This window comes from Sphingomonas sp. BE123, assembly GCF_031456015.1.
Lineage (GTDB): Bacteria > Pseudomonadota > Alphaproteobacteria > Sphingomonadales > Sphingomonadaceae > Sphingomonas.
Genome location: NZ_JAVDTW010000001.1, coordinates 1,187,245 through 1,209,273 on the forward strand (window position 1 = coordinate 1,187,245; position 22,029 = coordinate 1,209,273).

Consider the following 22,029-nt stretch of genomic DNA (forward strand, 5'->3'; position numbering starts at 1 on the left):
GATGAAAAAGCTCGTAAGCGGGGCTGCGGCACCGCTCGTCCTGGCGATGCTGCTTGCAGGTTGCTCAGGTGGCGAGGATGCCGCCAACAACAGCGAGGCCACGGAAGCCGGTGCGGAGGCCGGGGATGATCATGGCGGCAACGAAGCCGCCCATGGAGAAGGCGAAGGCGAGGAAGGCGTCATCACGCTGACCGCACCGCAGATCAAGGCTGCGGGCATCGAGGTTGTCCGGGTCTTGTCCTCCGGCGGCGGCGCGCTGACGCTCCCGGCGACGATCGAGGGCGATCCGCAGGGGACACAAGTGGTCTCCGCAGCGATTGGCGGTCGCGTCGTCGCACTCAACCGCAATCTGGGCGACGCCGTCGCGCGCGGCCAGGTGGTCGCCGTGATCGAAAGCCGTGAAGCCGCGTCGCTCAGGGCCGAGGTCGAAGCGGCGCGGGCACGTTCGGCGCTCGCCCAATCCAATCTGCGGCGCGAAGACCGGCTGTTCAAGCTGCGTGTCTCGCCGGAACGCGATCTTATCGCGGCTCGCACCGCGGCGACTGAGGCCGGTATCGCACTGCGCCTTGCCCAACAGCAGGTCTCTGCGGCTGGCGTCGGCGGTGGCGCACTCAACCGCATCGGTGTCGTCGCGCCGCTTGGCGGGCGCATCACCGCACGACCGGTTGTGCTCGGCCAAACGGTTGCGGCAGATGCCGAACTGTTTCGCGTCTCCAACCTGTCGCGCGTCGCGGTAACGATTTCGCTTTCACCGTCCGATGCCGCGCGCGTGCGGGTTGGCACGCCGGTCGAGATCAGCGCGGGTGGCCGCCGCTCGGCTGCGGTGCTCAGCTTCGTCTCGCCAGTGCTCGACGAAACGACGCGCCTGGTTGCCGCCATCGCGCTGATCGACAACCGTGCCGGCCAGTGGCGTGTCGGCGAACCGGTGTCCGCGATATTGGGTTTGCCCGGCGAAGGGGGCGGCGCGGTCAGCGTGCCGGCTGCCGCAGTCCAGACCGTCGAAAACCGTAACACCGTGTTCGTCCGCACTGCGACCGGATTTCGCGCCCAGGCGGTCACACTCGGCGCTCGCGGCGCCGGTACGGTCACAGTCACGTCCGGCCTAACCGGTCGCGAAGAAGTCGCCGGTAATGGCAGCTTCACGCTCAAGGCCGAGCTCGCCAAGGGCGAAGCCGAGCACGGAGGGCATTGATCCGTGATCGAACGCATTGTCAATTTCGCGGTCGAGCGGCGCTGGTTCGTGCTGCTCCTGACCCTCATCGCCGCGGTTATCGGCGCGGTCTCCTTGTCGAGGCTGCCAATCGATGCCGTTCCCGACATCACCAACAACCAGGTGCAGATTAACGTCCGCGCCTCGGCGCTTTCGCCCGAACTGGTCGAGAAGCAAGTCGCATTCCCGATCGAGACCGCGCTCGCGGGCATTCCCGGTCTCGAATATACCCGATCACTCAGCCGCAACGGCTTCGCGCAGGTCACTGCGGTGTTCACCGACGCCACCGACATCTATTTCGCGCGCCAGCAGGTTGCTGAACGACTGCGCACCGCCGAGGAAAACCTGCCCGAGGGTGTCGCGCCGGAAATGGGACCGATCGCGACCGGCCTTGGCGAGGTCTATATGTGGACCGTCCACATGGCTCATCGCCCCGAGGACAAGCACAAGGCCGGCGAGCCGGGCATCCAGCCCGACGGCAGCTACATCACGCCGGAAGGCGACCGGCTGGTCAGCGACGCTGACAAGGCGACCTATCTGCGCACTGCGCAGGACTGGATCGTCGCGCCGTTGCTCAAGTCGGTTCCCGGCCTGGCAGGCGTGGACTCGATCGGTGGCTATGTGAAGCAGTATCAGGTCGTGCCGGACGTTCAGCGGCTGACCGCGCTCAAACTCAGCCTTAGCGACCTTGCCGAAGCGCTTGAGGCGAACAACAGCGCGGTCGGCGCAGGTGTCGTCGATCGCAACGGTGAAGGTCTCGCGGTTCGTTCCGACGCGCGCATCGCCAATGCCGACCAGCTTGCCCGCACCGTGATCGCGACGCGCGAAGGCGTGCCCATCCTGCTCAATCAGGTCGCAACGGTAAAGCTCGGCCAGGCAACACGGATGGGATCGGCATCCGAAAATGGTCGGGAAGTCGTCGTCGGCACAGCCGTTATGCGGATCGGCGAGAACAGCCGAAATGTTGCATCGGCGGTCGCCGACCGGCTCGACGAGGTCAACGCCTCGTTGCCGACCGATATCATCATCCAGCCGGTGCTCGACCGCACGGGATTGGTCAATTCGACAATCAAGACCGTCGCCAAGAATCTGTCGGAGGGCGCACTGCTCGTCGTGGTCGTGCTGTTTCTGCTGCTCGGCAATTTCCGGGCCGCGCTCATCGCGGCGCTGGTCATACCGATCACCATGCTGATGACCAGCTTTGGTATGCTGCGTGGCGGCGTGTCGGCGAATTTGATGAGCCTCGGAGCACTCGACTTTGGCCTGATCGTCGATGGTGCCGTCATCATCGTCGAGAATGCGCTGCGACGGATCGCCGAACGCCAGCATCACCTTGGCCGCACCCTCGACAAGGGCGAACGACTGCACGCGGTGGCGAGCGCCACGCGCGAAATGATCCGCCCCTCGGTCTATGGCCAGGCGATCATCATCCTCGTCTATGTTCCGCTGCTCACGCTCACCGGGGTCGAGGGCAAGACGTTCACGCCGATGGCGCTGACCGTAATCCTGGCGCTGGTCTGCGCATTCATCCTCTCGCTTACCTTCGTGCCGGCGATGCTGGCGATCTGGCAGTCGAAGCCGGTCGAGGAGAAGGAGGGCCGGATCATGACCTGGCTCAAACGGCGCTACGAGCCGGGTCTCAACAAGGCAATGAAGCGGCCACGCGCGACGATTGCCGCCGCCGTCGGTGCTTTCGTGCTGGCGATCGGTGCGTTCATGACGCTGGGCCAGGAGTTTCTGCCGCAGTTGGATGAAGGGGATGCGACCGCGCAGATGCTCCGCGTGCCGGGCACGTCGGTCGAGCAGAGCCAGACGATGCAGTTTCGCGTTGAAAAGGCCATCTCGGCGATTCCCGAGGTCAAGTTCGTCTTTTCCAAGACAGGCACCGCCGAACTCGCGTCGGATCCGATGCCGCCGAACATCTCCGACACCTTCATCATCATGAAGGACCGCAACGAGTGGGCCGATCCGAAGCTGCCAAAGGCGGAACTGGTTGCGAAGATCGAGAAGGCACTGGAAAGTTTGCCAGGCAACGCATTCGAGATCAGCCAGCCGATCCAGATGCGCTTCAACGAGTTGATCGCGGGCGTGCGCGGCGACATCGCGGTCAAGGTGTTCGGCGACGACACCGACACGATGAACGCAACGGCCAACCAGATCGCGGGCATTTTGCGTAACGTTGAGGGCGCGACCGATGTGCGGGTCGAACAGACCGAAGGTCTGCCCATGCTCGACGTCCGGCCCAACCGCGATGCGATGGCGCGGCTGGGGATCACTGCGCAGGTCATGCAGGACACGCTTGCCGCCGCGATCGGCGGGCGCGACGCCGGGATGATCTTCGAGGGTGATCGGCGTTTCGCGGTGACGATCCGGCTGACCGACGCCGCGCGCGCCGATCTGCAAACGCTCGGGCAGGTTCCCGTCCCCACGCCCGATGGCGCATTCGTTCCGCTCGAAAGCATCGCCGACATCGCGGTGACCGCTGGTCCCAATCAGATCAGCCGCGAAAATGGCAAGCGCCGTGTCGTCGTGCAGGCCAATGTCCGGGGCCGCGACGTCGCTGGGGTGGTCGAAGACGCCCGCGCGGCCATCGCCAGAGAGGTGCGTCTTCCGGCCGGCGAGTATCTCGAATGGGGCGGGCAGTTCGAGAATCTGCAATCGGCCAGCCAGCGACTGATGCTGGTCGTGCCGGCCTGCTTCGCGCTGATTATCCTGCTGCTCTACGGGGCATTGGGCAGCGTGCGCGACGCAGCGATCGTCTTCACCGGCGTGCCGCTCGCGCTGGTCGGCGGGGTGCTCGCGCTGTTCCTGCGCGGGATGCCATTCTCGATCTCGGCAGCGGTCGGGTTCATCGCCTTGTCCGGCATCGCGGTGCTCAACGGGCTCGTCATGGTCACCTCGATCCAGGACTTGATGGCGCGCGGCGTCGCGAGGGCCGATGCGGCCTGGCAGGGCGCGCTCGCCCGGCTGCGGCCGGTTGTGATGACCGCGCTGGTGGCCTCGCTCGGCTTCGTGCCGATGGCGATCGCGACCGGGTCGGGCGCCGAAGTGCAGAAGCCGCTGGCAACAGTCGTCATCGGCGGCCTGATCTCGGCGACGCTTCTGACCCTGTTCGTCCTGCCCACGCTCTACGCCCGTTACGGCCGGCGTGAGACCGACGTGGCCGAGGTTGAACGGGATGACGTCGGTCCAACGGAGGCCATCGCATGACCGATCAAGCCCGACCCGAGCCAAATGGCCGGCACGATCATGCGCACGGTGGGATTTTTGGCGCAAATACCGAACTGATCTTCGCGCTGCTGTGCGGGGCGCTGCTCGCGATCGGCTTTGCGCTCGAGAAGCTGACCAATACGCCAGGCTGGATACCGCTTGCCTGCTACGTCGCCGCGTATCTGTTCGGTGGCTTCTTCACGTTGCGCGAAGCGATCGACAACCTGCGGCACAAGCGGTTCGAGATCGACACGCTGATGCTGGTCGCCGCAGTGGGTGCGGCGGCGCTTGGCGCGTGGGCCGAAGGCGCGCTGCTGCTGTTCCTGTTCAGCCTTGGGCATTCGCTCGAAAACTACGCCATGGGGCGCGCCAAACGGGCGATCGAGGCGTTGGCTGAGTTGGCACCGCAGACAGCTTTGGTGCGCCGTGATGGCGAGCTGGTCGAGTTGCCGGTCGAGCAACTCGTGGTTGGCGACACGGTGGTTGTCAAACCCGACGAGCGGCTGCCAGCAGATGGTTTCATCGTCAAAGGGACGACCAGCATCGATCAGGCGCCGGTGACGGGTGAGAGCATGCCGGTCGACAAGCGGCCCGTGCCCGACGAAACCGCGGCGCGCACCAGATCGGACACGATCGAAGCGCCCTATCGTGTGTTCGCCGGCACGATCAACGGCAGCGGTCTGATCGAGGTCGAGGTCACGCGCAAGTCGAATGAGACGACGCTGGCGCGCGTCGTCGAACTGGTCAGCGAGGCCGAAACGCGCCAGTCGCCGACCCAGCGTTTCACCGATCGGTTTGAGCGCGTGTTCGTGCCGTCGGTACTACTTCTCACGGTCGTGCTGCTGTTCGCCTGGGTCGTGATCGACGAGCCGTTCCGCGACAGCTTCTATCGCGCAATGGCAGTGCTGGTAGCGGCAAGCCCCTGCGCGCTGGCAATCGCCACGCCGAGCGCGGTGCTATCCGGTGTCGCTCGCGCTGCCCGAGGCGGCGTGCTGGTGAAGGGTGGTGGTCCGCTCGAGGATCTGGGATCGCTCAAGGCCATCGCCTTTGACAAGACCGGCACGTTGACCGAAGGGCGTCCGCGCATCACTGACATCCTCCCGGCGGACGGTGTGGATGAGCGCGATCTGCTTGCGGTCGCGGTGGCGGTCGAGCGGCTCAGCGACCATCCGCTCGCGCGTGCGATCGCCAAGGACGGCGAGGAACGGCTCGGCGAGATCAAGCTTCCCGCCGCGACCGATCTCACCAGTCTGACCGGACGCGGGATCACCGCGAAGATCGATGGCGAGCCGGTGCTGATCGGTAAGGCGGAGATGTTCGGCACTGATGGCATTGCGCCGCTTTCGGATGCCATGCGCGATGCCATCGCCCGGCTGCGGGACGGCGGGCGAACGACGATGGTGGTGCGTCACGGCGAACGCGATCTCGGCGCCATCGGGCTGATGGACACGCCGCGCGCGGCTGCGAAAGACACGATCGCGCGTCTTCATGCGCTCGGCATCACGCGGATGATCATGATCTCGGGCGACAACCAGAAGGTTGCCGAGGCAATTGCGCGCGACGTCGGCCTCGACGAGGCATGGGGCGATTTGCTGCCCGAAGACAAGGTCGAGGCGATCCGCAAGCTGCGTGGCGAAGCGAAGGTCGCGATGGTGGGCGATGGCGTAAACGACGCGCCGGCGATGGCCAATGCGACGGTCGGCATCGCGATGGGCGCCGCCGGTTCGGACGTGGCGCTGGAAACCGCCGATGTCGCGCTCATGGCGGATGACCTCGCCCATCTGCCCTTCGCGGTCGGTCTAAGCCGCAAAACGCGCGGCATCATCCGGCAGAATTTGGTGGTTAGCCTTGGCATCGTCGGGTTTCTCGTGCCCGCTACGATCCTGGGCCTGGGCATCGGACCGGCGGTGATGATCCACGAGGGATCGACACTGCTGGTCGTGTTCAATGCCCTTCGTCTGTTGGCGTATCGCCAATGAGCAGCGATCCGACCGACACCTCCGCGCGCCGCAAGCCGCGCCCATGGACCGAGGCCGACGATGCCGCGCTGATACAGATGATCGAGGCGCGACACCCTCCGGGCGAGATCGCGCGAAGGTTACACCGGACGGTTGATGCCATCCGCGGACGGGCGGCGCAGCTACGCCTTGTACTGCCCTCCCCGCTGCGCCCTTGGCGAATGGGCGTCCGCCGCAACAATAATCAGGAGAAGTAGGATGGTTGATTGTCCGCGACCGCATCTGGCGCTTGCAGCGCTGGCGCTGTCGATTGTGCTTTCAGGGTGTGCGACGTTGCAGCCGATCCCGTTGCAGCCTTTGGCGATCAACGTGCCCAACGACCCGATTAGGATTTACTGGCTCCACGCCTATCAGGTCGGAAGCGGCATAAGGGTGGTCGGCACCGTTCGACCGAGCCGCGGAGTGTACAGGGCTGGCCGTGGCCATATCGACGTAACTGCCATGTTTTCCGATCGGCGCGACCCGCAGACGATTGCAACCCGGCCTGGACCATCTTCGCGCCGAGGCCGGGGTAGTCGATCATTCAGTGCCTACATGGCCGAGACCAACTATCAAGATGTGGAACGGATTTCGGTTAGATATCATGAGGACTGGCCGCACGTTCCGGACCGACCGTCGCGCTGACCGAAGGAGTGCTTTCGGAGGTCGCCGCAAGCTGTTTGAGCTACGACAAGGCGAGCGCGTTGCCGAATGTCTGTTTGGGTCGCCCTATCGGCCTGTTTCTCAAGGGCGGACGTCACGATGATCGCCGGGTACGGTTGATTTTGACCGACTGCGGTCGGTTGCAGCCTTCTCCCTAACTTGACCGTCACGAAAGCGGCCTGTTCATGAAATCCCCGGCCCGCTTCGACCACGCCCAATCGACCAGCTAATCCCGTCGCCGCGTATCAACCCTGAAACCGATTTGCCAACCTGCCGCTCAAGCACCGGGCGCCACGGCACCAACGTAAAATCCCGCGACCGTTCGATGAGCGCGAAGCGCCCGCTGACAAGGTCGACCGGGCGGCGATAACGGCCCTCGACACGGTCGCCTTCGGCAGCTTCGCGGAACGGCACTTTGAGTTCGTCGGAGAGCTGGCCCGCGACACGCAGCAGCTCGCGCCGCTGAAGCACCGCAACCATGCTTTTTGGGAACGGCGTGCCGCCGCCCGCCTCTTCTGCGAAACCCTGCGCCACCAGCCACTGCCGACGCCGCGCCTGAGCCTCGCGCACCTCGCGTCCGAACCCGGCATCTCGAACCGCCTCAGGCGCGGCCGAAATCAGCTCGCGATCGATCCAGGTCGCGGCGTCGGCATCGACCAGCCGGTCAAGCGGCTGCGACGACAGCAAGGTAATCGCGACCGGACGGTCCCGTAGCCTCGCTGTTTCATGGGCCGAGACACGTGCCAGATGGTCCGGCGCGATGATCCAGCGGCCCGTGGGTTCGCGCTCGACGATGCCCGACGTCCGCCGCATCGCCTCCAGCCGCCGGACATGGGTTTCGGCAAAGACCTGAGTCGCGGCCGGATCGTAGCGAAGATGGGCATCCACATCATAGCGTCCGCCATTCGCGGCGGCGACCGCGGCGATGGTCCGATCCACCTCCCGCACGGTCGGGCTTACCGGATCGATCCGCACGATCGCACCGCGCGGCAAGCTGGCATCGGTTTCTTTGCCACCATCGACGAAGCTCAGGGCAGGCTTGCCGATCGCTACATAGTGGCTGCGCCCATCGACCCCGTCGACGATCAGATAATGGCGATCGGCATGTTCGTCGGCGAGCCCGCGCGCCAGCACGCGGCCAACCAGCGGGCGGGCACCGGACGCGGCGGGATCGTAGATCGCCCGATCTGCCGGCGCCCGCACGGTCGCGGCACGGGAAAAGTCGCGCTGCATCGTGCGGATGATGTCGCCGCGCTCACCCAACGCACGGAGCGTATCGGCAAGGTCGTGCACAAGCCGGAAGCGTCCCGCGCCGAGCGGCTCGGCCAGGCCCAGGCGCGACAGTTTCGCCAGCCGGGCGGCGCGCAGCGCCTGGTCGGCGGCATCGCGACCGTTGGTCGCTACTATCCGCGCGGCGTCCATCCCCTTGAGCAAGGCCCGGTCGATCGAGGTCAGGCGCTCCTGCTCGACTTCTACGCGCAGCGTCTGCGCGATTTCGCGGTGGGTGCGCGGGCCAAGGTCGAGATCGACCAGCTCGGCGGCACGCTCGCGGATGCCGGTCGTCATATAGTCGCGGGCGATGACGAGATCGGCACCACGATCGTCCTTCCCACGCACCACGATATGGGTGTGCGGGTGACCGGTGTTGAAATGGTCGACCGCGACCCAGTCGAGCTTCGTTCCAAGATCCTCTTCCATGCGCGCCACCAGCCGCCGGGTGAGCGGTTTCAGATCGTCATATTGATCGCCGTCCTCGGGCGAGACGATGAAGCGGAACTGGTGGCGATCGTTAGCTCCCCGTCCGCCGAACGCCTTGCCGTCGACAGCGTCGGCATCGCGCCCGTAGAGCGCACCCCGCTCGCCCTCGCGCGTCGTGCCGTCGCGCTGGAGGTAACGCAGATGCGCGGCAGCGGTCGATGCGCCCTTGCCGGCGAGCTTGACGATGCTCGCCTTGACGATGACGCGGCGGCCGTTCGCGGCGGCATGTTTGCCGCGGCTGGCGAGCAGGCGTCCGACACCCGCACCGCGTCCGATCCGGACGCCTGAGAACGCCCCACGCGCGAGACCGGAAGCCACCGCGCCGCCGCGCGCAAGGTTGGCGGCGGCAAGGACGCGGCCGAGATAGCGCCGGGCGCGTTTGGCACCCTGCTGACGCTGGCGCCCGAGGCGCGGTTCAAAGCTGTCGTCGTCGGCCATTGTGGTGATTCCAAGGGGTGCGGAGCGGCAAGCATGACCCTGTGCGGTTCCCCTGAAAACCGGTGCCGCCGAATGTGGTGCAATACCGCCATGTCCGGGCCGAACGGCACGGGTGCCGAGAGAGCAGTGCCGGTGGCGGTTCCAAAAAACGATGTGCAGACAAAGGCTTATGGAACACCAGTGCCATAGCTTTATCTTGCCTTACGCCACCCTCCCGTCGGAACCGCTCCTGTCGCCAATTTCCGCCGACCTGATGCCTGCCCATCTGGCCTGAGCCGAGGCAAAAATGAGCCGGGACACGATGCCTGTCCGGCACCTGTGTCCCGGCGTTTGCGATGCTGCGATCAATGCGTCGCTGCGAACGCTTCGCGTGCCTGGCGTTCGCTTCTGAAGTTGCGCCGACCCATCAATCCCTGCGCCATCCCATCGCCATCGACGATGCTCACCGCGACGAACCAGCGGCCATCCAACCGTCCCGTGATCGCCACCCGATCGAGCTCGATATCCTCTTCGTCATGTGCCGGATACGCACCGAGCCAGCGTTCTGAGGCCCTCGCTTCCCACAGGAAATCGCTCTCCTCAGCCTCTAGAAACCGTGTCGCTAGCGCCTCGCCTGCGCCCCGCCCAAACTCGATTTCGAGCCCTGCCACCAGCGTCGCCACTACGCGGTCCGACGTTACACCGATGGGTTGAAACATGGTCATGATCGCCTCCTTTGCTTGAAATCCTCCTCATCGAGGACAGACATCCGAAGACGGGTGGCGAGGCGGCTGTCAGGGCCGCTGGAGGCGAAGCCGGAAGCGCCGCGCAGCGGCGGCGGAGGAACCGATTTTGTTGCGCTGCAAACAAACAACGCGGCTGCGCAGCAGCCTCCGGTTCGCGGCAAAATTGGAGGGGCCGCCGGCCTTGCACAGCCGCTTCGCCGCCCGTCATGCTGGGCCTTGCCGAGACGAGCCCCTCCAACATCCAAGGTGGCGCGATGCCCGCGCAGTCCGCACCCTTCGACGCAGCAACACATGCAGGCTCAACGGGGTGCGCGGATCGCAAACAGCGTATCTGGCGGCGCGTCCGGCGTGCGCGATCGCGATGGATCAGCCGACAGATTGCTGGGCCGAAGCACGACAAACAAGGTCGATGGCGGCTGCGACGCGCGCGATGGGGATGGCATCAAAGGCCCGCCCGACACCTGTTTGATATAGGCGCGCGTCTCGGCTGGCAGCGCACGGCCGGTGGCGAGATGGGCGGCGTAGCGACCGGGACCCGCGTTATATGCAGCGAACAACCCAGGATAGCCGAACCGGTCATACATCGCGCGCAGATAAGCCGTCCCTGCGAGAATATTGTCGCGTGGATCATGGGGATCGCGCCCCAGGCCGTGCGCGGCCCGCATCGCCAGCCATGTCCTCGGCATCAACTGCATCAGCCCCATCGCGCCGGCATGGGAGGTGATCGGTCGTCCGCCAAGCATGGTCCGGCCCCCGCTTTCGGCGCGCATCACCCGCTCGATCCAGGCGACCGGCACGCCGAACCGGGCGGACGCCTCGGCGATCTCGGCGCGCCAGCGGGAGACCGGATCGGTTCCCGACGGATTGGCGGCGGCGGGGGTCGCGACGAGCAGCGCGAGGCCGAGCGCGAGCGTCCTCAGCGCAGCCACAACGGGGTCGCCTTGCCAATGACATCCTGCGCCAGCGTCGGTCCGAAATAGCGCCCGTCGAACGAGTCCGGGGTCTCGGTCAGGAGCAGGAAGTGCATGCCACGTCCAAGCCGGATGCACCCCCGCCACGCGGGTAGATTACGGCGCGCTGCGTCGGCGGCACGGCGCGTTGCGACTGGCCTGCCATTGACCGTCACGACGCGATCCACTGCGCAGATTGTGTCTCCCGCAACGCCAGCAACCCGCTTCACCAGTGGCACGTTGCTCGGAAGATAGTGGCGGCGTGCGGCGAGTTGCCGTGCTTGGATTGGCGGCCAGGCAATCGCCATGTCACCGCGTTCGAGCGGCGCGCCGGGCGACACGGCATAGAGGCCGACAGGTGCGCTCGCACTCGCGTTCCACACCAGCCGGGGCAGCGGCGGGACGGCGATCGTGACGCCAAGGCAAGCGACGCCGATACCGAGCAGCGCCGCGCGTCGCCCCAGGCGCAGGCGGCGTGCGCGGATGCGCTGACGTTCCGCGCGGCGAACCTCAAACCAGGCGAGAAGCGGGAGCGGGCGGTCGCGTATCCGGCGCTCAACCACGGTCGCCTCCGCGCGCGCGGGCTGCCGACCAGGTCTCGATATCGTCGATATGATAGCGCCAGGTTCGGCCATGCAGGCGGCATTTCGGCCCCTTGCCGGTGTGGCGCAGGCGCTTCAGCGTCGAGTAGGCGAGGCCGAGATGAAAAGCCGCTTGCTTGGCGGTGAGGAAGGGACAGGTCTCGCGCGCGGCCTGCGCCCGTTCGGCGGTATCCATGATGAAGCTCCATCTGCGCCCACGCACCCGGCGTCGGCTGATGAGCGCGGATTGGATCGATCCGGTCGTCTTCGGCAGGGTCGCAAATCGACCCCTGCGATTCCGACCCCCCGAATTGGCACCGGCGTTTCGGGCCGGTGGCGATGCCCCGCGTCCTTTCGGGACGCGGGGCGCTTCGCTCAGTCGGCGGGATTCCAGATGATCGCGAAGGCGTCATCGTCGTCCTGGCCGGCGGCGCGGCCGAGGTTGGCGTAGAGCCGGCGCGGACCGAATTCGGGGGCGGCGAGCGACAGCGACACATAGTCCTTGCCGCTCATTTCGCCGCGCCGGACCCACCCGGCCCCGACCTCGACGCCGGCTGCCGACACCCGGTAGTCGGGCTGGGTGTCGCCGGACTTACGGGTGTTGGGAATGATCTCGATGTCGGTGCGGATCGAGAGCGTCTTGAGCTGGCCCTTGAAGCCATTTCCGTCGCGGGTGACATAACCGATGGCTGGCATTGTTCGTCTCCTTAGAAAGTCGCCCCGAACCGTTTCCGGGCGATGGGCGGACCGAAGGGACGGTCAAAGCAGGCCCGCGAACCGACAGGCCGGAGCGAAGCGGAGGACCGGAGCCGAAGGCTTATTTGAAGCGCAGCGAGCGGGAGGAGGCCGCAAGCTCGGGGTCCCGCGCGGCGTGCCGCGTGGGGTGGGCGCGGGCGGGGAAATAAGCCGCGCGGCGATGGTTTCGCGGGACTGCGGCCGTCCCAGGTCATGCGCCCGAGGAGCCGAAAACGGTGCGGGAGATGGCAGTGGCGATCCCGATCATGCCGTCGGTTCACCCACGCGATGGATCGGACAGCGGGTTGCGCGGACATTACCGGAGCCTCATCGGATCGATCCTCCGCCGCACGCAGCGCGACGCTGCCGCGACTGCCGTCAGCATGGCCGATGACGACAGATCGGGGGTTCGGGTCCGGCGTGGAAGGCGATTGCGGCCCGCACCATGTCGGGGATCGTCCTCCATACTTCGGCCGTCTGCGCGGCGTTGTTGCTGATCGCCGCCGCGCCGCCTGACCAGGGGCGTGTCGGCCTTGTGATCGACGGCGATACCTTCCGGCTGGAGAGCGGCGAACGCATCCGCATTGCCGGAATCGACGCCCCGGAGACGCAAGCGGGACAGGCCAGATGTAGAGCGGAGATCGTACTTGGCCGGGCCGCGACCGCGCGTGCCCGAACGCTGCTCGATGGCCGGACTGTCACCGTCATGCGGGTCGGGCGCAGCTACAACCGCACGGTCGCCCAAGTGACGCTGGCCGGTCGCGATGTCGGGTCCGAACTGGCGGCGAGCGGCATCGCACGCTGGTGGCCGCGCTGGCAGCGGAAGCCCGACTGGTGCGCGCGCGCGCTGCGATGAAAATAAGGAACCAGCCGCGCCCCGGCCCGCGCCAGCAGGCCGGGGTGCGGCCGATATTCACGGCATCAGCCGCAACGGCGGCACGGCGAAATCGCCCGCCGCGAAGTGGCCGAGGATCGCTGCGTAGCTGCCGAGACGCTCGACGGTGCAGCGACCGATCAGGAGATAGTCGTCCTCGTCGGCGGCATAGCATTGCACCTCACCCGCGCCGGTGAACACGGCGCGCTCGGCACCCCATTGGCCGCAATAACCGCCCGACCAACGCGCGAAGGGCAGATCATGCTCGACGCACCAGCTTTCGAGGCGCTCGAACCGGCCCCAGGCCACTTCATGCGCCATGAGTTCAAGGGACATGCCCTCGCGGACCATCGCGGGGGTGAAGGGTTCGCCGTCCCATTCGGTGGACAGTCCCTGCTCCTGAATGAGCGCGAAAAAATCGGGCAACAAGGATCGCGGCAAGGTGCCGCCGATGGTGATGCTCGCGGATACACGGTCGGTCATGATGATCTCCTTTGCCGCGCGCCCGCGCCCGAGCAACGGGTGAACAGCGCCCCGCGCTGTTCAGGTCATACCGGGGGTATGACCGACCCGATTGCTGGCGCGGGCGCGCGGCCGAATTTTTTCAGAAATGGAAGGATGCGGGCGGCGGGTTTGCCGCCGCCCGCGAGCAATCAGGCGGCGAGGCGGTCGGCCTCGTCGTCGGAGTCCGGCACGGCCATCACCGCGCCCGGTGCGCCCGGATCTGGCTCCTCGTCGCCCGGGCTGCGCCGCTCGACCGCGCGGGCGGCTTGCGCCTTGGCATGGGCCGCGACCGTGCCGACGCCGCCGCGCGCCGTATAGGCGGTGGGCGGGAACGCCATCCAGCGTGGCACCCAGTTTTCGCGCCGGTCGCGCCCATTGGTGCCGTCAAGTTGGTCGCGCACAATCCGTTTCAGGGTCTTGGTCTTCTCCTGCCGGTTGGCGCTGGCGACGGTTTCGCCCGCCACCTCGGCGACGATCCGCGTGAGCACTTCCCGGTCGCGGACGACCGCGAAAAAGGCGTCGTCGGGCTGCCAGTATCGGGCCATATCGACGCCGATCTCGATACCCACCGCCTCGACAGCGGCGCTGCCCGCAGCCAGCGTTTCGCCGATGACGATGGCGAGCACCTCCATGACGACTGCATAGGGAAGGTCGAGCAGCCGGTGGAAGATGCCGACGACGCCATAGTCGTCGCCCTCCGTTTCGATGCTACCCCCGGTCACGGTCGGCTCCTCGGGCGAGAAACCGAGAACCGCCAGCACTGCGCGGCGGCGTTCGTCGAAATCCGCCTCGGCCTTGCTGTTGTCGAGGCTGTCGCGCACCTCGTCGTTGCGGGTGGATTGCGGCTCGACCTTCACCGTCCACAGGTGAGAGCCGCCGATGGCGTGGGCGACCATCAAGCGCAGCGCGATGGCCGGATGGCCGGTCAATGCAGCGCGGACGGCGGCATGACGATGCAGGTCGATATAGGTCTGCATCGTCGACGTGACCTCGGGTCGCGCCGGTTTCTGACCGGTCCCGTTCTGCGATCCCTCGGCCTTGGCGATGCGGCGGGCTTCCTTGCCGGAAACATAGCCTTCGTGGACAATCACTTCGCCACTCGCGCGCACGTCGAAATAGACGCGCCCGCCCTTGCGCTTGCCCGCTTTCTCATATTCCCATGTCGAGAAATGATCGGACGGCGGGACGATGATCGCGTCGGCCCAGCCCGCCTCGATATAGGCGGCGCGGCGTGCCTCGATTGCGGCATTCTGCGCAGTCCAGAAGGCTTGCGGATCGGCGGCATAACGGTCCTCGCCGAACAGGTCGGCGATCGTCGCAAGGCCGCTCGCCTCGACGTCGAACAGCGCATGTTTGACCGGGATCGACTGCCCGCCGAACAGCCAAGCCTTTAACTGGTGGCCGGTCGGCAGATAGGCATTCTCGTCGCCGGCAAGCGCGAGCCATGATTTTTGCTGGCTCTTCGACGCCATCGTCAGGTGGCGCACGGTCGCCGCGTCGATCCGTTGCTTGCGATAGAGATCGCGGATCGCAGGGAGCAGGTTGCCGAGTGCCAGCACGCGCTTGACGGTGAGGTCGGGCAATCCGAAGGTCGCGGCGATGTCCTCGACCGTGCGGCCCTCGCGGACGAGGCGGGTGAAATTCTCCCACTGCGTCACTTCATCGGGGTCGAGCCGCGCCATATTCTCGATCATCGACGCCTCGATGGCGGCGGCATCGTCGCCCTCGTCGAGGATCGCACAGGGGAGTAATGCCGCATCGGGATCGGCATCGCCCGTCGCGCGCCGTTCCTCGGCGACGATCTTGGCGGCGTGGAAGCGACGGCTTCCGGCGACGATCTCATAGCCATCGGGCGCGCAGTTCGGGCGGACGATGACCGGCTGGATGACGCCACGGCTGCGCACGGTCGGCAGGATATCGGACACGTCCGGAGCCTTTTTGCCGTAGCGCATATTGGCCTTGCTCACGACCAGCTTGTCGAGCGGGATAAAATCGAGTTTCATTGTCGTCACTCCTTGTGAGTGCCGGTCCGTCGCTCTTTCCGGGGTTGGCGGACCGGCTTACAAAGCGGCGTTACGCGCCGCACGTCATCCGCCTCTCCCGTGCTCGGGGTCGGTCGAAAGCTCGGGGACCGGCGCGGACTCGATGCGCCAGATGATTGATTGGGCTTGGCTGATCGAACCGGCGCGGCGCGCGATGTCGGCCCAGACCGACAGGCTGGCGGTGGTCGAAAAGTCGATATCGCGCTCGATGCCGAGGCCAAACGACAGACGAATGCCCGCCAGTTCCGACAGGCTGAAATGCCCGAGTTCGGGACAGCCGAACCCAAGGTCGGCCAATCCGAACAGCGTGTCGCCATCGTCGTAAAGTTCGGTTGCCAGCCATGTCGCCGCACCGAGCGGGTTGAAGAATTTGACGACCGGCGCGGGATCATGATCGCACTCGGCGGAGCGTTCGGCGTTCACGCGCAGCACGGCGCGAAGTTCGGGGGTGAGCAGGATCATGCCCCCTCCTCCGTCGTTCCAGCGATGCTGCGCATCGCCGGAACCTTGGGCCTCGTCGCCCTCCGTTCGGCAGAGTCATCATGGGAAGTGTCGCCTTGGACAGCCTCGGCCTGGGCGGCGGCGTGCCGCGCCAGCAGCCAGTCGGCAGCCTTGCTTGCGGCGCTGGCGGCGCGGAAGATCGCGCGGTTATCCTCGCGCAGCACCTCGAGCCACGATGCCAGATAGTCGGCGTGGCGGACGGTCGGCACGATGCCGAGCGCCGCGCAGAGGAAAGCCGAACCCATTTCGGCGACCAGTTCCTCGCGGGCATAGTCCTTTGACCCGAAGCCGGTGGTCAGGTTGCGCGCGAGCCGCGACGGATGACCGGTGGCATGGGTCAGCTCATGCAGGCAGGTCCGATAATAATTGATCTGCTCGAAAAAGGCCGGTTGCGGCGGCACCTGCACATAATCCTGCGCCGGGACGTAAAAGGCGCGATTGCCGCCGACGCGGAAGTCGATGCCGCTCGCCGCGATGACCTGCTCGGCAACCGGCACGATCTGGCGTTCGGGCAAGGGGGCCGGGTCCGGGTCGAGGCCGGGACGCAGCCCGTCGCACTGGGCGACGTTGAACACGGTGAAGCGTTTGAGGAAGGGAATGGCCTTGGCGTCGCCGCCAGTTTCGACGGCGCGCGCCTTTTCGGCCTCGGGTATGAAGCGGTCAGCGTAAACGACCGTGGTGCCGCGCTCGCCCTTGCGCACGCAGCCGCCCGCCTCAAGCGCCTGTTTGAACGTGAGCCAGCCCTGCGAAGGATAGCCATGTTCGATCACCGCGCCCCACAGGATCAGCACATTGACGCCAGAGTAACGCCGGGCCGTAAGCGCGTTGCGCGGGAGACCGGGGCTGGCCGCGCTGCCGTCGCCATCGGGACGTCCAGGGGCACCGGCTGTCGCCCAAGGCTGAACCCACGGGAAACGACCTGCCTCAAGCTCGGCGATGATCCGGGCGGTGACCTCGTCATAGAGGTTGACGCGGGCCGTTTCGGACTCGCTTCCGGGCTTGGCCGGGGTTGGTCTTCCGGCGCGGGACGCGGCGGGTTTCCGGCCCGTGCCGCGCGCGCGATGGCAAGTTGAAGCACGCATCGTTCACCTCCTGCACCGCCCCAAAACCACCAGGGCCTCCCCGGAAGCGGGGGTGGGCGGCAAGATGCGAACCGGAGAGGCCCGCTTGAGCGGCTCCGGCACCCGAAGGGCCGCAACGTAAGTGAAGGAGCCGGGCACAGCCCGGCTTGCCGGGGCCGCGAGCGGGCCTAGCAGGGAGCGCCGCCCACTCCCGCGCCACCGGGAGAGGCCACCAACAGCGCCGCCGCGCGAGCGGCGACCGCAGCCGTTTCCGGCGGCAAAGCCGCCGCCAACGAAGGGATGGCCCCCCGGCCGGCGCGGGCGGATGAGCGGTGCAGGGTCGGGCTTTGCAAGGCCAGGCGGCACCTGTCGCCGGTGTTGCAAAACCGGGCGCACCGCCTGCCCGAGAGGCCGGAGTGCCTGCGGGGCCGCCTCAGGCGTCGCACCCTGCCGGGCTGCTGTGCGGCCCACAAAGCGGGACTTTGTGGGATCACCCGCGCAGCAGTCCGGCAGTGTGCGTCCTCAGCCCCGCTCCGTCAGGGTCAGCATCGCTGACCCGCGCCAGCCGATCGTCACCGTCAGGCCGAGACCCGCAACGGGGCTCGGCGGCGCGAAGCCCGGCTTCGAGCCGTAGAGCGCGGTCGCGCCGCTTCACCGGCGTGAGGCGCCATCGCTTCGCACACCCGATCGGTCCAGCGATAAGGCGCACCGCGTCCACCCGACCCAAGCGTGGGCTAGGGCTTGCGCCGCATCAAATGACGATATCCGCCGCGCGCCATGGCACCAGCCTCGCGTACCAGCCGCCGGACCCGCGAGCGCAGCGAATCCGACACGTCATTCCAGTCGCGCGCCACCCGCTCGCTGCCGAACAGGATCGCACCGATCTCGCGCTGGCTCGCACCTTGGCCGATCGCATCATGGACACGCAGCATATCGATACCCCGATCGATCCGGACATCGCTGGGAAAGAGCGAGCGGGCGAACCGGCGATGGCGACACAGATCGAGAAATCGGCGGAGCGGCAGCAAGCGGGCCTCCGCCGACGCAAGCCCCCGCAACCTGTAATGCAACAGAACCGCTTCCTGGCCCGCCAGACGGCCCTCCTCGATATCGAGCCGAATATGATGCCAGCCATCGGACAGGACGACATGCTCGCGTCCAACCGCGTCGGTCGCAATCGCGAGCCAGGGGGCGATCCGGTCGATGCAGATACTGTCAGGGTCGGACGGGTCCGCCGACTCGGCGTTAACGGCAATTGCCCCGGGATCGAAATCGGCATGCCAGATGATCCGCGCCTCCGGGGCCTGGAGGTCGGGATGCTCGGCGAAAGTGCAGCCCCCAGGGCATGGCATCGCCGGTGCCGCGCGTCGCCGTGCTGGCACGTGCATACCAGCTGATATAGCTGGGATCGCGGCGCAGCCATTCCCACATCAGCCCCGCGCGATCGATGCTACGCAATCGATCATAGCTCGATCCGTTGCGCCAGTCGGTAGAAGCGTCTTTCCTTGCGGAACCGCTCACCGGTCCGATCCCGGCGGCATCCTGACACTGCGGGACGAAGCCTCCACAATGGACCGGAAGCTCAATCCTTTACGGTGCGCATACCCTGTTCCCGAGGCGCTGGCGCTTTGACGGAAGAACCCGCTGTGATACTGCACTTTTATTGCTAGATTCGCCGTGCGCTGGTTTGAGATCCCACCGTTCGGCCCGTACCCGCGTGAAAGGACGATCGCCGGGACTGCGGTGGCTTGAGACGCCGCCCGCGATTGCGCTGATGCCCGATGCACCTGCACGCAATGGCAGTGCGGTTCATGCACGTCGTCGAAGATGTCGCAAGTGCCGACGACCTCGCGGCGGCGATGGCAGCGATCACCGCCGAGCTCGGTTTCCAGTATTTCGCATTGACGCACCATGTCGACATCGTTGCGGCAAGCAACAGCGCGATCCGGCTGCACAACTATCCGGCACAATGGGCCGACTATTATGACGGCAACGCGCTTGGCGTCACCGACCCGGTCCATCGGGCAAGCCATGTGACGAGCATGGGATTTTGCTGGTCGCGCATGCCCGATATGATTCCGCTCACGGCGTGCGACCGCAAGGTGCTGGCGCTTGGTCGCGATCAGGGAATCGGCGACGGTTTCACAATACCGGCGCATGTCCCAGGCGAAGCGCGCGGCTCCTGTTCGTTCGCCAGCGAAGCGGGCCGGCCGGTGCCCGAGACGATATTGCCGGTGGCGCAACTCGCGGGCAATTTCGCCTTCGAGGCCGCGCGACGCTTGTGGAGCATCCGCGGTCATATGCCGGTCGCACGGCAACGGCCGCTGACCGATCGTCAGCGTGATTGTGTGCTTTGGGTTGCGCATGGCAAGGGCGACTGGGAGATCGCCATCATCCTCGGCATCAGCGAAGAGACGGTCGCGCGCCATATCAAGGACGCCTGCGAGCGTTACGGGGTAAGCAAGCGGACATTGCTGGTGATCCGGGCGCTGTTCGACGGAACGCTGACCTTCACCGACCTCGTCCGCCACTGATATACCCCTTTTCCGGGATAGCGGCGCAGCCTGCTCCTCGCCGACCCTTGGCCGATCACTCGGTCAGGGAGCCACCGACATGCTGCAAGTCCTCCAGTCCACCGGCAGCCCGGCATCGGACGTCACGCTCCGCGCGATGTTCGCCGCGCGCAAATCCGTCTTCGTCGATCTGCTCAAATGGGACGTGCCCGTGCTCGACGATGCCTATGAGGTTGACCAGTTCGACAATATCCATGCCACCTACCTTGTCCTCACCGAAGCGGACGGCACTCATCTCGGATCGGCCCGCCTGCTGCCGACATGGCGCCCACATATTCTCGACAGCCTCTATGCCGAGCTGTGCGAAGCGGTCCCGCCCAAGGGACCGGGCATCTTCGAGATCACGCGCTTCTGCCTCGATCGGCGGCTGAACGCAGCCCAGCGGCGCATCGTGCGCGATACGCTGGTAACGGGACTGGTCGAGCATGCGCTCGCAACCGGTATTACCACCTACACCGCGCTGGCCGAAATCGGCTGGTTCCAGCAAATCCTGGCATTCGGCTGGCGCTGCATGCCGCTGGGTCTCCCAGGGATCGTCGGCGGCACGATGCTGGCAGCGCTTCGCATCGACATCACGCCCGAGACGCCAGGGTTGCTTGCCGCGGCAGGCATCGCGGCAAGGCCGATGCCGTTCGACGGCCGGCGCGTCGCAGCCTGATAGGGAGCATTTCGATGACGGATATGTTCGACCTCGCCGGCGAAATTGCGCGACGCACCGCCGAACTCTCTACCCGGGGCTATTGTCACATCCCGGATGCGTTGCCGCCCGCGGCGGTCGGTGCCCTCGACAATGATCTCGCAGCGCATTTCGCCCGGACGCCATTTGGTCAGGGCGGATTCTACGGCACGACGACCAAGCGATTCGGTCGACTTCTCGTCCGCTCGCCAAAGGCTGCGGCGCTGGTCCAGCACCCCCTGATCCTCGGCATCGTCGAGGCGGTCTTGTCGCCGTGGTGCGACCGGATCCAGCTTAACACCACCCAGGCGATCGCGGTGCATCCGGGCGCGCCGGCGCAGTTGCCGCACCGGGATCAGGACATGTGGCGTGGACCGACCGGCGAGATCGAATATCTCGTCAATGTGATGTGGCCGCTGACGTCCTTTACGCGAGAAAATGGTGCCACGCTGGTCTGGCCGTGCAGCCACGGGCCGCAGGCGCTCAACCCGGAACCCGTCGAGACGCCAGTGGCGGCCGAAATGGAGCCTGGCGGCGCGCTGATCTTTCTCGGGTCGGCGCTGCACGGGGCGGGTGCCAACACCAGCATGGCCGTTCGGCGCGGTCTGGTCATCGGCTATTCGCTCGGGTGGCTCAAACCTTACGAGAATCAGTGGCTCGCTTATCCACCAGAGGTGGCGCGGCATTTTCCGCCAGAACTGGCCGCGCTCGTCGGTTACCGTCAGCACCGCCCCAATCTCGGCAATTATGAGGGCCAGTGTCCTTCGGTCCTGCTCGGCGACGACAGCGATCGTCCGCTGGGCGCAATCGATGCGCTGCGCCCCGATCAACAAGCGATGATCGACGCCTATCTCCAAGAGCAGCGAGCTGCGCCATGAATTCGGGCGCGACCGCGGAACGGGTCCATGAGACATTGAAGGCCCGCATCATGGGCCGCGAATTCAGGCCGGGCGACCGGCTCGACCCGGCGGTCCTGGCGGTTCCGCTGGCATCGAGCGTGACGCCGGTCCGCGACGCCCTTCACCTGCTCACCGGCGAAGGCCTGGTCGAGACGCGCACCGGCGACGGATTCCATGTGCCGGCGCTCGACGAACCGGCGTTGAAAGACTTGTACGACTGGTCCGCCGAACTGATCGCGCTCGCGATTAATGCCTGGCCGCGTCCACACGCTGCAATCGTCCTTCCCCCGCGTGCGCAGGACGGGCACCCGATCGCCGATCGCGTCGCAGAGGCGTTCCTCGCAATTGCCCGGCGCTCGCCGAATGGCGAGCACGCGCGTGCAGTCGATCGTCTCAATGCAAGGCTCCATGCCGTCCGCACGGTTGAAGCCCACGTGCTCGACAATGTGGACGCGGAACTGGCTGCCATGACGGCAGCAGCAGAGGCTGGGGAGCGCAACCTGCTCCGCCGTCTCAACACGGCTTACCACCGTCGACGGCGTCGCGCGGCGGCGGCCATTGTCCGCGCCGTGTACCGGGCCGACTAACGGTCACGATTCCGCTGATCGCCAAACAATCTCGATATAGAATCC

Annotated in this window: 20 protein-coding genes and 1 pseudogene; 9 read left to right on the forward strand and 12 right to left on the reverse strand. The window is 66.3% G+C overall.

The window, feature by feature from the left end:
- Position 1: 1 nt before the first annotated feature.
- From J2Y54_RS06015 to J2Y54_RS06030, 4 genes are read left to right on the forward strand one after another with little or no spacing between them, the layout of a single operon-like run.
- On the forward strand, positions 2-1,192 hold the full coding sequence (locus J2Y54_RS06015) for an efflux RND transporter periplasmic adaptor subunit (RefSeq protein ID WP_310037761.1): 1,191 nt from the start codon (positions 2-4) through the stop codon (positions 1,190-1,192).
- A gap of 3 nt (positions 1,193-1,195) precedes the next feature.
- On the forward strand, positions 1,196-4,420 hold the full coding sequence (locus J2Y54_RS06020; protein ID WP_310037764.1) for a CusA/CzcA family heavy metal efflux RND transporter: 3,225 nt from the start codon (positions 1,196-1,198) through the stop codon (positions 4,418-4,420).
- Entirely contained in the window at positions 4,417-6,399 is a 1,983-nt protein-coding gene (locus tag J2Y54_RS06025; RefSeq protein ID WP_310037767.1) for a heavy metal translocating P-type ATPase, read from the forward strand. The genes J2Y54_RS06020 and J2Y54_RS06025 overlap by 4 nt, the downstream gene beginning before the upstream one ends.
- The gene (locus tag J2Y54_RS06030; RefSeq protein WP_224921311.1) at positions 6,396-6,635 is read left to right on the forward strand and encodes a hypothetical protein; all 240 of its coding nucleotides are present in this window, start codon (positions 6,396-6,398) and stop codon (positions 6,633-6,635) included. Before J2Y54_RS06025 ends, J2Y54_RS06030 begins: the two co-directional genes overlap by 4 nt.
- Before the next feature lie 628 nt (positions 6,636-7,263).
- Here the strand turns inward: J2Y54_RS06030 and rlxS are convergent.
- From rlxS to J2Y54_RS06060, 6 genes are all read right to left on the reverse strand, one after another.
- Positions 7,264-9,276, reverse strand: coding sequence for a relaxase/mobilization nuclease RlxS (rlxS, locus tag J2Y54_RS06035; protein ID WP_310037769.1), 2,013 nt, complete (start codon positions 9,274-9,276; stop codon positions 7,264-7,266).
- Positions 9,277-9,620: 344 nt separating this feature from the next.
- Positions 9,621-9,980, reverse strand: a complete 360-nt coding sequence (locus tag J2Y54_RS06040) for a hypothetical protein (protein WP_310037771.1) — start codon at positions 9,978-9,980, stop codon at positions 9,621-9,623.
- A 320-nt stretch (positions 9,981-10,300) separates the two neighbouring features.
- A complete protein-coding gene (locus J2Y54_RS06045; RefSeq protein WP_310037772.1) occupies positions 10,301-10,930 on the reverse strand; it encodes a lytic transglycosylase domain-containing protein in 630 nt (209 codons plus the stop codon).
- Positions 10,918-11,514, reverse strand: a complete 597-nt coding sequence (locus tag J2Y54_RS06050) for a S26 family signal peptidase (RefSeq protein ID WP_310037774.1) — start codon at positions 11,512-11,514, stop codon at positions 10,918-10,920. The genes J2Y54_RS06045 and J2Y54_RS06050 overlap by 13 nt, the downstream gene beginning before the upstream one ends.
- Positions 11,507-11,728 (reverse strand): AlpA family transcriptional regulator, encoded by a 222-nt coding sequence (locus J2Y54_RS06055; protein ID WP_310037777.1) that lies wholly within the window; start codon positions 11,726-11,728, stop codon positions 11,507-11,509. Before J2Y54_RS06055 ends, J2Y54_RS06050 begins: the two co-directional genes overlap by 8 nt.
- Before the next feature lie 179 nt (positions 11,729-11,907).
- Positions 11,908-12,228 (reverse strand): DUF736 domain-containing protein, encoded by a 321-nt coding sequence (locus J2Y54_RS06060; RefSeq protein WP_179510978.1) that lies wholly within the window; start codon positions 12,226-12,228, stop codon positions 11,908-11,910.
- A 484-nt stretch (positions 12,229-12,712) separates the two neighbouring features.
- On the opposite strand from J2Y54_RS06060, the gene J2Y54_RS06065 reads away from it, so the two are divergent.
- Positions 12,713-13,123, forward strand: coding sequence for a thermonuclease family protein (locus tag J2Y54_RS06065; RefSeq protein WP_310037779.1), 411 nt, complete (start codon positions 12,713-12,715; stop codon positions 13,121-13,123).
- A 57-nt stretch (positions 13,124-13,180) separates the two neighbouring features.
- Here J2Y54_RS06065 and J2Y54_RS06070 read toward each other — a convergent pair whose 3' ends face one another.
- The 6 genes and pseudogenes from J2Y54_RS06070 to J2Y54_RS16165 form a co-directional block, all read right to left on the reverse strand.
- Positions 13,181-13,624, reverse strand: a complete 444-nt coding sequence (locus tag J2Y54_RS06070; protein WP_310037782.1) for a hypothetical protein — start codon at positions 13,622-13,624, stop codon at positions 13,181-13,183.
- A gap of 170 nt (positions 13,625-13,794) precedes the next feature.
- On the reverse strand, positions 13,795-15,648 hold the full coding sequence (locus J2Y54_RS06075; protein ID WP_310037784.1) for a ParB N-terminal domain-containing protein: 1,854 nt from the start codon (positions 15,646-15,648) through the stop codon (positions 13,795-13,797).
- Positions 15,649-15,732: 84 nt separating this feature from the next.
- Positions 15,733-16,149 (reverse strand): DUF2958 domain-containing protein, encoded by a 417-nt coding sequence (locus J2Y54_RS06080; protein WP_310037786.1) that lies wholly within the window; start codon positions 16,147-16,149, stop codon positions 15,733-15,735.
- Entirely contained in the window at positions 16,146-17,270 is a 1,125-nt protein-coding gene (locus tag J2Y54_RS06085) for an ArdC family protein (RefSeq protein ID WP_310037789.1), read from the reverse strand. The genes J2Y54_RS06080 and J2Y54_RS06085 overlap by 4 nt, the downstream gene beginning before the upstream one ends.
- A 713-nt stretch (positions 17,271-17,983) precedes the next feature.
- The gene (locus J2Y54_RS06090; RefSeq protein WP_310037792.1) at positions 17,984-18,601 is read right to left on the reverse strand and encodes a DNA -binding domain-containing protein; all 618 of its coding nucleotides are present in this window, start codon (positions 18,599-18,601) and stop codon (positions 17,984-17,986) included.
- A 31-nt stretch (positions 18,602-18,632) separates the two neighbouring features.
- A pseudogene (locus J2Y54_RS16165) lies at positions 18,633-18,680 on the reverse strand (hypothetical protein); the annotation flags it as partial.
- A 350-nt stretch (positions 18,681-19,030) separates the two neighbouring features.
- Here J2Y54_RS16165 and J2Y54_RS06095 point away from each other — a divergent pair.
- The 4 genes from J2Y54_RS06095 (at position 19,031) to J2Y54_RS06110 (ending at position 21,984) form a co-directional block, all read left to right on the forward strand.
- Complete coding sequence (locus J2Y54_RS06095; RefSeq protein WP_310037794.1) at positions 19,031-19,783, forward strand: LuxR family transcriptional regulator; 753 nt, start codon at positions 19,031-19,033, stop codon at positions 19,781-19,783.
- A 79-nt stretch (positions 19,784-19,862) separates the two neighbouring features.
- Positions 19,863-20,480, forward strand: coding sequence for an acyl-homoserine-lactone synthase (locus J2Y54_RS06100; RefSeq protein ID WP_310037795.1), 618 nt, complete (start codon positions 19,863-19,865; stop codon positions 20,478-20,480).
- 14 nt (positions 20,481-20,494) lie between these two features.
- Entirely contained in the window at positions 20,495-21,376 is an 882-nt protein-coding gene (locus tag J2Y54_RS06105; RefSeq protein WP_310037796.1) for a phytanoyl-CoA dioxygenase family protein, read from the forward strand.
- Positions 21,373-21,984, forward strand: a complete 612-nt coding sequence (locus tag J2Y54_RS06110; RefSeq protein ID WP_310037797.1) for a GntR family transcriptional regulator — start codon at positions 21,373-21,375, stop codon at positions 21,982-21,984. The genes J2Y54_RS06105 and J2Y54_RS06110 overlap by 4 nt, the downstream gene beginning before the upstream one ends.
- Positions 21,985-22,029 lie beyond the last annotated feature (45 nt).